This is a genomic window from Methylorubrum zatmanii, assembly GCF_014845115.1.
In the GTDB taxonomy this organism is placed as follows: domain Bacteria; phylum Pseudomonadota; class Alphaproteobacteria; order Rhizobiales; family Beijerinckiaceae; genus Methylobacterium; species Methylobacterium zatmanii.
The window spans coordinates 1-9,385 of the sequence record NZ_NKUI01000109.1 but is presented as its reverse complement, the minus strand read 5'-3'; the positions used below and the strand labels follow the sequence as shown (position 1 = coordinate 9,385).

General features: G+C 67.4%; 6 protein-coding genes and 1 pseudogene. All 7 read left to right on the top strand.

Annotation, left to right across the window (positions count from 1 at the left end):
- Nucleotides 1-163 (top strand): annotated as a pseudogene (locus MZTS_RS25240) (ring-cleaving dioxygenase); the annotation flags it as partial.
- Nucleotides 164-230: 67 nt separating this feature from the next.
- Nucleotides 231-875, top strand: a complete 645-nt coding sequence (locus MZTS_RS14230; protein WP_009862793.1) for an alpha/beta hydrolase — start codon at nucleotides 231-233, stop codon at nucleotides 873-875.
- Nucleotides 876-1,579: 704 nt separating this feature from the next.
- Nucleotides 1,580-1,807, top strand: a complete 228-nt coding sequence (locus MZTS_RS14220; RefSeq protein ID WP_192284335.1) for a hypothetical protein — start codon at nucleotides 1,580-1,582, stop codon at nucleotides 1,805-1,807.
- 553 nt (nucleotides 1,808-2,360) lie between these two features.
- Complete coding sequence (locus MZTS_RS14215) at nucleotides 2,361-5,816, top strand: SbcC/MukB-like Walker B domain-containing protein (RefSeq protein ID WP_192284334.1); 3,456 nt, start codon at nucleotides 2,361-2,363, stop codon at nucleotides 5,814-5,816.
- Between the two features lie 390 nt (nucleotides 5,817-6,206).
- Nucleotides 6,207-6,578, top strand: coding sequence for a 30S ribosomal protein S12 (gene rpsL, locus MZTS_RS14210; RefSeq protein ID WP_009866120.1), 372 nt, complete (start codon nucleotides 6,207-6,209; stop codon nucleotides 6,576-6,578).
- A 107-nt stretch (nucleotides 6,579-6,685) separates the two neighbouring features.
- Complete coding sequence (rpsG, locus tag MZTS_RS14205; RefSeq protein WP_009866119.1) at nucleotides 6,686-7,156, top strand: 30S ribosomal protein S7; 471 nt, start codon at nucleotides 6,686-6,688, stop codon at nucleotides 7,154-7,156.
- Between the two features lie 62 nt (nucleotides 7,157-7,218).
- Nucleotides 7,219-9,294: an elongation factor G gene (gene fusA / locus MZTS_RS14200; RefSeq protein WP_192284333.1), complete on the top strand. Its 2,076-nt coding sequence runs from the start codon at nucleotides 7,219-7,221 to the stop codon at nucleotides 9,292-9,294.
- The last annotated feature ends 91 nt before the right edge of the window (nucleotides 9,295-9,385 follow it).

Below are 9,385 nucleotides of genomic sequence, written 5' to 3'. Positions count from 1 at the left end.
CTATTTCCGTGAGCCCGGCGGGGTGCTGTTCGAGATCGCCACCGATGCGCCGGGCTTCGCCATCGACGAACCCGCCGCCGAACTCGGCAGCGTGCTGAAGCTGCCGCCCTTCCTCGAACCCCATCGCGGGCGGATCGAGGCGGTGCTGCCGAAGGTCGCCTGAACTCAGCCGATGGCCGCCCGGAGAACCCTCCGGGCGGCTCCTTCGCTCTACCATCGAGGAGAGTGCCATGACCCACCCTGTTCCCACCGGCTTCGTCCACCGCTTCGAGCCCGGCACGGCGGAGACTGCGCCGCCGCTGCTGCTGCTGCACGGAACGGGCGGCGACGAGAACGACCTGATCCCCCTGGGCCGGGCCCTCTCGCCGGGCTCCCCCTTGCTCTCGCTCCGTGGCCCGGTGCTGGAGAACGGCATGCCGCGCTTCTTCCGGCGCCTGTCGGAGGGGGTGTTCGACGAGGCGGATGTCCGCCGCCGGGCGGGCGAACTCGCCGAATTCATCGCGCGGGCCCGCGCCGCCTATGGCTTGGCGGCGCCGGTCGCGGTCGGGTTTTCCAATGGCGCTAACATCGCCGCCGCGACCCTGCTCCTGCATCCCGAGGTGCTCGCGGGCGCGGTGCTGCTCAGGGCGATGGTGCCCCTGGCCGAGAGCCCGGAGGCGGACCTCGTGGGGCGGCCGGTGCTGCTGCTCTCTGGTGCTCTCGACCCGATCGTTCCCGCCGAGAATGCCGAACGGCTCGCCGGGATGCTCGAGAGGGCGGGCGCGGCGGTGACCCATACGGTTCAGCCGGCCGGGCACGGCCTGTCCCAGGCCGACCTCGCGGCGGCGGGAGCGTGGCTCGGCCGCAAGTCCGGGCTGCGGGCGAGCGCGGCCTGATTCCGGGCTCGCCGGAGCCCGCAGCTCCGGCACCCACGTCTCGCCTTCGACGGGTTCGCCGAAGGCGTGGCCGAGGGCGATCTCGGTGCGCTCGAAGCCCTGGCGGGCATAGAGGCGCCGGGCCGCCTCCAGCACGGTGTGGGTCCGCTGCATCGGCCGGCGATAGCCTGCCTCGCGGACCAAGCGGATGCAGGCCTCGACCAGCGCATCGCCGATCCCGCGCCGCGCGAAGGGCTCGCCATGGAGGAACCGTAGCCGCCCGAGCCCGTCCTCCTCGTCGGTGGAAAAGGACGGATCTGGTCATCATGCCGTCGATCCCGGCGATCCTCTCAACGTGGCCGGGATTGTTGACGAGGTCGATGAAATCGGAGCCGTTGTCTGCCGAGTTTGACGCACGCTGCTGGAAAGCAGGGCTGACGGAGGCATATGGGCCCGAATCGAAAGGATCGTTCCGGGGCTGGTAGCCACAGCGGCACAGAGAACCGGGGTTCCAAGGCGTCTCCTCCAGGCGCGGAAGGCCGCTTTCGCCCGGACGAAAGCGGCCACATCGTTAACGATATCTTTCAATTAAGAGGAACCCATAAAGTCAGCCTAGTTTTACCTCGTGTAGGGCTTTGCGCCCAAATCCATGAAGCGGTAACCTAAGGAAAAATTTCACGCACAAGCGATCATTCACCGGAACGGCAGAGCAGGATCATGGCCCAGTGTTAGCGATCTTATTTCTTATCATAGCCGGAGCGTTGATCGGATACTCCTGCCACTGGGGAATGTTGGCTGTTGCGAGCTTTGTGGTTGTCGTTGTGCGTGTTGCCTACCATTTCTATAGCGGGCAATTCATCATGGTCGATGTTCTGATGCTTGCAGCCTCCCTCTGTGCCTTGCAGGGAGGTTTTATTTTGGGCGGCTTTATTGCCTATAAGCGGGATATTTAATCTCAATATCAAAACCAAATAACGGAGCCGGACAGCCATGAGGCTGCGCCCCAAAGCAGGACCGAGAAGACGATAAATATAATCCCTATGGTCAGGCGAGGCCGGCGGGCGGGCATAATGTCGGGCGATTTCACGGGCGAAACAGGGAAAGCCCCACCATGTGACACGGATCGCGTTGATTGTGTGTCAAAATCGACAGAGTTCGTGTGCTTCAAAATACGTATGCCTCTGTCGAAGGTGACAAACGTTTGCGCTCTACAAACCTGTCGTTGAGTGGGTGTGCAAGTAGTTGTTGGAAGGCAGGATGTCGGCCTATGAAGATGCTGCGTCGTTCTTGAATTGTTGGCGGTCGGTCAATTCACGCTTCTGTGAGTATAGCATTTCCGCAATAATTTACTTCGATAAAGTCGTATTTCTGGACCGAATTGTCCCGTGGGTTGCATGCGGCGGCCGTATCGGCTCAAACGCCCGGGAGCTCCCGGCCTTGCGCCCGCGCAGCGCAGCGTTCATTGCGCTGAGTCTCGTTCACCCCTGAGGACAAGCGGCCGGGCCGGTGTACCGTCTCACCGACATCGCGATCTCGAACTGGTACCTCATCCGGCGCGAGCAGATCCGGATCCGGGGCGCGGCGGCGCTCGTCGGTCCCACGGGCGCGGGCAAGTCGACGATCTTCGACGCGGTCGGCACCGTGCTCGCCGGCAACAATGCGAGCCGGCTCGCCCTCAACGCCTCGGCATCCGGCCGCAGCGCCCGCACCGTGCGCGATTACTGCCTCGGCTGGATCAGTGATCCGGCCGAGGGCGGGCGTCCGACTCGCGAGGCCTGCGAGACCGTGATCGCTCTCGTGTTCGAGAATGCATCGAGCGGCCGGGTGGTCACCGTCGGCCTCGCCCTCGCCGCCCGCTCCGACGAGGCGAAGGAAGAGACGCTCTCGCGCTTCGTCGCCATCGGCCACCGTTTCGAGATCGCCGATTACGTCCGCGAGACTGGCGAGGGCAGCTTCGTCGCCCCCTGGACCGAGATCGCCGCCGATCTGCGCCACCGCGCCGACAGCTTCGAGGAATTCCGCACCTCCGGCGAGCGCTTCACCGCCGCAGTCCTGGCGACGCTGCGCGAGGGGGCGGCGGTGCCCGATCCGCGCCAGTTCCTGCGCACCTTCTCCAACGCGGTGGCGTTCAAGCCGATCTTCGACACCAGCGCCTTCGTGCGGAGCTTCGTGCTGGAGGCCGAGCCGCTCGATGTCGCCCGCATCCGCCAGTCGATCGAGACGTGGCGGCGGCTGCTGGAGACGATCGAGGAGCTTGAGAAGCGCCTCGCCCACCTGTCCCGCATCTGCGAGCGCTACGAATCCTGGGCCCGCGCCAGCCTCACTGCCGCCCTCGACGAGATGCGCGCCGCCGGTGCCGATCTGCGCCGGCGCATCCTCGACCATGCCGGCGCCCGCGAAGCGCTTGCCGAGACATCGGAGCGCCTGCGCATCGCCCGCGAGAGCGTGGCCACCAGCCAGGGTTTCGTGCGCGAGATCGATGCCGAGATCGCCGGCCGCAAGGCGCTGATCGTGGGGAGCGCCGCGGAGGCGCGGCTCGCCGCCTCCCATGCCGGCCTCGCCGTGGTCGCCCGCGACCGGCGCGACCTGACCAACCGCCTCTCTGGCATCGTCGGCCTCGTGCAGGATGCCGGCCGCCTCAGCGCCGTCATCGGCCCTTTGCGGCGGATCGACGGACAGGCCGCACGCATCGTCGAGGCCTGCGCCCGCGCCGGCCTGCGACGGGAGGCGCCGCCGGAGGAAATCCTGCGCGCGGACGGGCCGCTCAAGGCCCTGCTCGACGGCCTGCGCCAGATGCCCGACGTGGCGGCCGCCCTGGAGGAGGAGGCGGAGGATCTCGGCATCAAGGCCAGGGAGCGGGAGACCGAGGTGCGCAGCCTCGACGGGCAGGTGAATGCCGGCCGCTCCAGTGCCGCCCGCCTGTCCTCGGACACGGAGGCGTTCCGCGAGGAGCTGGGCCGGCTCGGCATCCCGGCGGCGCCGGTCTGCGAGCTGGCCGAGATCGTCGATCCGAAATGGGGGCCGGCCCTCGAAGGTCTGCTCGGCCGCGCCCGCGAGGCGCTGGTGGTGGAGCCCGACCAGCTCGACAAGGCGTTCTCCGTCCTCGAATCGCGCAAGAATCAGTTCTTCCGCTGCCTGCTGGTGAAGACGACCGACACCGCCCGCCGCACCGCCCGGCGTTTCGACGACGGGCCGATGGGGCTGATCGAGACCGAGAGCGAGCATGCGGAGGCCTTCCTCGCCGCCCGGCTCGGCGGCTACGACCTCGCCCCGAACGACGCGGCGCTGAAGCAGATGAGCCGGGCGGTGGCGCCGAGCGGGCGCTCGACCTCGGGCATGGCCTATTCTGTGGTCCGCCCGGTGCCCCTGATGATGACCCGCGGCCAGCGCGGGCCGACCGCCGAGACCCGCCGCCGCCTCGACGAGGCGCGCGAGGAGGCGCGGATGCTGCGGGCCGAGGCGACGGTGATGCGCGAGGCCGCCCGCATCGCCGCGCTGCTGCGCAGCCGGCTCGCCGAGGCGCCGGTGGATGTCGAGGCCCTGCGCGCCGAGGCCGATGCCATCGAGGGGCGCCGCCGCAGCCTCGCCACCGAGCAGGAGAGCGTCGCCCGGGCCGATGCGGGGGCGATCGAGGCGGAGCTGAAGGAGCTGCAGAAGGAGCGCTCCGCCTATCTCACCGAACTCGTGCAGGTGCTGGAGCCGAAGCGCGATGCCCTGCTCGCCGAGGAGGCGGGGCTGAAGGCCCGGGTGGCACAGGGGCGTGAGGCGGTCCGATCCGCGCTCCAGGCCTACCGCGCCGCCGCCAGGCGCTGGACCTCCGGCGACACGGTGCGCATCCGCCTCGCCGGATCGGCGCCCGCCGACATGCCGGGGGCGATCGAGGGCATCGCCCAGGCCCGCGCCGACCGGGCCGATCTCGACGCCAAGGCTTTGGCCTCCCTCGCCGCGCAGGCCCGTGCCTCCGCCCGCGAGGCGGCGGACAGCGTGCGCAACCAGGGGCGCGCCGCCGAGCGGGACCTCGCCGAGTACTGTGCCGCGTGGCGGGTCGAGAATCCCCTGGGAACGGGCGAGGCGCCGGCCTCCTTCGGCTATGCCTGGGCGATGCGCGAGCGCGACGAGGTGGCGGGCCACGAGTTGCGCCGCTACCGCGACCAGTCCCTGCGGGCGGAGGCCGAGATGCGCCGCCTGATGACCGAGGATCTGCTGACCCGCCTCGCCGACAAGTTCGAGCGGATGCGCTCCCGGCTCGATGCGCTCAACGAGCGGCTGTCGTCCCAGACCTTCACCGGGCAGACCTACGCCTTCGAGGCGGAGGTCGACCGCCGCTACGCCGCCGTCCACGCCCTGGCCACCGAGGTCGCCCGCTCGCCCGACGCGGCCCAGGCGATCCTGCCCGGCTCCGAGGACGGGCCGCTGGCGGCGGCGCTCGCCGAGATCACCGCGCTGATCGAGGGCGAGGAGAGCGCGGCGCGACTGGCCGATTACCGCAACTACTTCGTCTACGAGATCGGGATGCGGGACCGGGCGGGCAACCGCACCACCCTCTCCAGCCGAGCCCTGCGCGGCTCCGGCGGCGAGGCGCAGGCGCCCTTCTACGTGGCGATCGCCGCCTCGATGGCCTCCGCCTATTATCCCGGCGACCGGCCCGGCGACGAGACCCCTGGGCTCGGCCTCTGCCTGCTCGACGAGGCCTTCTCCAAGCTCGACATCCGCAACAGCCAGTCGCTGATCGATCTGTTCCGCGGCTGGGGCCTGCAGCTCCTGATCGCTGCCCCCGAGGACAAGCGCACCACGCTGACCGAAGTGATGGACACGGTGGTCACCGTCTACAAAAGCCCGGACCTCGCCTCGGTGCGAATCGAGGCCGAGCATCCGCTCGAGACAGCCAAGCGCGCGCTTGCCGAGATCAACCCGGAGCGGCGTGGAATCGAGGCTTTTCGCCTGTCGGATGCGGCCGAGTAGGCCGCGAACCTGACGAAAGCGAGCGTAGCCGCAGATCATGGGCCCGTTCATCGAACTTTATCCCCTCCGGGCATTGACGGCCGGAACCCTCCCGCGTAGAAGCGCGCCACTCCGGTGGATCGAGAGTCGCTTTCGGGTCGAAGCCAGGGGCTTCGGCGACCGTCGTCAGACCGATACCGGCATCACACCCTGACGTGCTCGTCAGATCAGCGGGTAAGACCGCGTCGTCCCAAGCGGCGTGATCCTCTGCCTCACCATCGCCAAAGGCCCTGATCGGCCTCTGGCGCTATTCGTTTTGCCGCGGGTTCGCTCGCGGACCGACCGCTCCGCAAGGGGCTTCGACAGGTTCAGACGGTGGCCGCCTCCGCGGCCGGATGAAGAGGGCACAGGATGCCGACGATCAACCAGCTGATCGCCCAGCCGCGCAGGGCACAGAAGGCGCGCAACAAGGTGCCGGCGCTCAACGCCTGCCCGCAGAAGCGCGGCGTCTGCACCCGCGTTTACACCACGACCCCGAAGAAGCCGAACTCGGCGCTCCGTAAGGTCGCCAAGGTCCGTCTCACCAACGGCTTCGAGGTGATCGGCTACATCCCGGGCGAGGGTCACAACCTTCAGGAGCACTCCGTGGTCATGATCCGCGGCGGCCGCGTGAAGGATCTTCCGGGTGTGCGCTACCACATCCTGCGCGGTGTGCTCGACACGCAGGGCGTCAAGAACCGCAAGCAGCGTCGTTCGAAGTACGGTGCGAAGCGTCCGAAGTAATTTCTTCGGAACGGCCGGTTTCCACGGCCTCGCAAGGATGTCGCCGGCCCTCGGGCTCAAGGCGGCCTGCGCGGGGCGCTTAAGTCAAATTTTTCGAGAGTTACAAGATGTCCCGTCGTCACTCTGCCGAGAAGCGCGAGATCATCCCGGACGCCAAGTACGGCGACGTCGTGCTGACGAAGTTCATGAACTCGATCATGTACGAGGGCAAGAAGTCGACCGCTGAGCGGATCGTCTACGGCGCCTTCGACATCGTCGAGAGCCGCGCCCACGCGAACCCGATCGAGGTGTTCCGCGCCGCGCTGGACAATGTCGCCCCGGCGATCGAGGTCCGCTCCCGCCGCGTCGGCGGCGCGACCTACCAGGTCCCCGTCGAGGTGCGCACCGAGCGCCGTCAGGCTCTCGCCATCCGCTGGCTGATCCAGGCCGCCCGCGCCCGCAACGACCGGACCATGATCGAGCGTCTCTCCGCCGAGCTGCTCGACGCCGCCAACAACCGCGGCAACGCCGTGAAGAAGCGCGAGGACACCCACCGGATGGCGGAAGCCAACCGCGCCTTCTCGCACTACCGCTGGTAATTCGCCTGTCGAGCGCCGCCTTTCGGTGGCGCTCCTAGCCTGACTTCTTCGGAGAGACCCCGATGCCCCGCACGCACGCGATCGAGGACTACCGCAACTTCGGCATCATGGCTCACATTGATGCCGGTAAGACCACGACGACCGAGCGGATCCTGTACTACACCGGAAAGTCCCATAAGATCGGCGAAGTCCACGAGGGCGCCGCCACGATGGACTGGATGGAGCAGGAGCAGGAGCGCGGCATCACCATCACCTCCGCCGCGACGACGTGCTTCTGGCGCGACAAGCGCCTGAACATCATCGACACCCCCGGCCACGTCGACTTCACCATCGAGGTGGAGCGCTCGCTCCGTGTGCTCGACGGTGCCGTGTGCGTGCTCGACGGCAACCAGGGCGTCGAGCCGCAGACCGAGACCGTGTGGCGTCAGGCCGACAAGTACGACGTGCCGCGCGTCGTGTTCGTCAACAAGATGGACAAGATCGGCGCCGACTTCTTCAAGTGCGTCGCCGACATCATCGGCCGCGTCGCCGGCAAGCCGGTCTGCCTCCAGCTGCCGATCGGCGCCGAGTCGAACTTCAAGGGCGTGATCGACCTCATCAAGATGAAGGCGATCGTCTGGTCGGGCGAGGCGCTCGGCGCGAACTTCAACGAGGAAGAGATCCCGGCCGATCTCAAGGATCAGGCCGTCGAGTATCGCACGAAGCTGGTGGAAGCCTGCGTCGAGCTCGATGACGACGCCATGACCGCCTATCTCGACGGTGTCGAGCCGGACGAGGATGGTCTGCGTCGCCTCGTGCGCCGCGCCGTGCAGCTGCGCGCCTTCCATCCGGTGCTGTGCGGCTCGGCCTTCAAGAACAAGGGCGTGCAGCCGCTCCTCGACGCCGTCGTGGACTACCTGCCGTCCCCGGTCGATCGCGGCGCCGTCGACGGTCTCGACTTCAAGACCGAGGAGCCTGTCCAGCGCCAGCCGTCGGACGAGGACCCCTTCTCCATGCTCGCCTTCAAGATCATGGACGATCCCCATGTCGGCACGATCACCTTCTGCCGCGTCTATTCGGGCAAGGTCGAGTCGGGCACCAGCGTCCTGAACTCCTCGCGCGACAAGAAGGAGCGCGTCGGCCGCATGCTGCTGATGCACGCCAACAACCGCGAGGACATCAAGGAGGCTTATGCCGGTGACATCGTGGCGCTCGCGGGCCTCAAGGACACCCGCACCGGCGACACGCTGTGCGACGCCAACAAGGCCGTGATCCTCGAGAAGATGGAGTTCCCCGAGCCCGTCATCGAGATCGCCGTCGAGCCGAAGTCGAAGGCCGACCAGGAGAAGCTCGGCATCGCGCTCTCGAAGCTCGCCGCCGAGGATCCGTCCTTCCGCGTCTCGACCGATCAGGAATCGGGCCAGACCATCCTCAAGGGGATGGGCGAGCTCCACCTCGACATCAAGGTCGATATCCTGCGCCGCACCTATAAGGTCGACGCGAATATCGGTCAGCCGCAGGTGGCCTATCGCGAGAAGCTGACCCGCCGTCAGGAGATCGACTACACCCACAAGAAGCAGACCGGTGGTACCGGCCAGTTCGCCCGGGTGAAGTTCATCGTCGAGCCGAACGAGCCGGGCGCCGGTTTCTCGTTCGAGTCGAAGATCGTCGGCGGCGCGGTGCCGAAGGAATACATCCCCGGCGTCGAGAAGGGCCTCAATTCGGTCCTCGGCGCGGGCGTCCTCGCCGGCTTCCCGGTGGTCGACGTGAAGGTGGAACTGATCGACGGCGCCTACCACGACGTCGACTCCTCGGCGCTCGCCTTCGAGATCGCCTCCCGCGCCGCCTTCCGCGAGGCGCTGCAGAAGGGCGGCTCGGTGCTGCTGGAGCCGGTGATGAAGGTCGAGGTGGTGTCTCCCGAGGAGTATACCGGCTCGGTCATCGGCGATCTCAACTCCCGCCGCGGCCAGATCCAGGGCCAGGACATGCGGGGCAACGCCAACGTCATCAACGCGATGGTGCCGCTGGCCAACATGTTCGGCTACGTGAACCAGCTGCGTTCCTTCTCCCAGGGCCGCGCCAACTTCACGATGCAGTTCGATCACTACGAAGAGGTGCCGCGCGGCGAGGCCGAGAAGGTCATCGCGAAGTACGCGTAAGCCACCGCTTCTCTCACAAGTCATTTGAACTTTAGGAGGCTCTGATGGGCAAGGAAAAGTTTTCCCGCACTAAGCCGCACTGCAACATCGG

Excerpts from the sequence above, each read along its gene's own strand:
- MZTS_RS14230 (WP_009862793.1), top strand. The coding sequence starts at position 231 with ATGACCCACCCTGTTCCCACCGGCTTCGTCCACCGCTTCGAGCCCGGC.
- rpsL (WP_009866120.1), top strand. The coding sequence starts at position 6,207 with ATGCCGACGATCAACCAGCTGATCGCCCAGCCGCGCAGGGCACAGAAG.
- rpsG (WP_009866119.1), top strand. The coding sequence starts at position 6,686 with ATGTCCCGTCGTCACTCTGCCGAGAAGCGCGAGATCATCCCGGACGCC.
- fusA (WP_192284333.1), top strand. The coding sequence starts at position 7,219 with ATGCCCCGCACGCACGCGATCGAGGACTACCGCAACTTCGGCATCATG.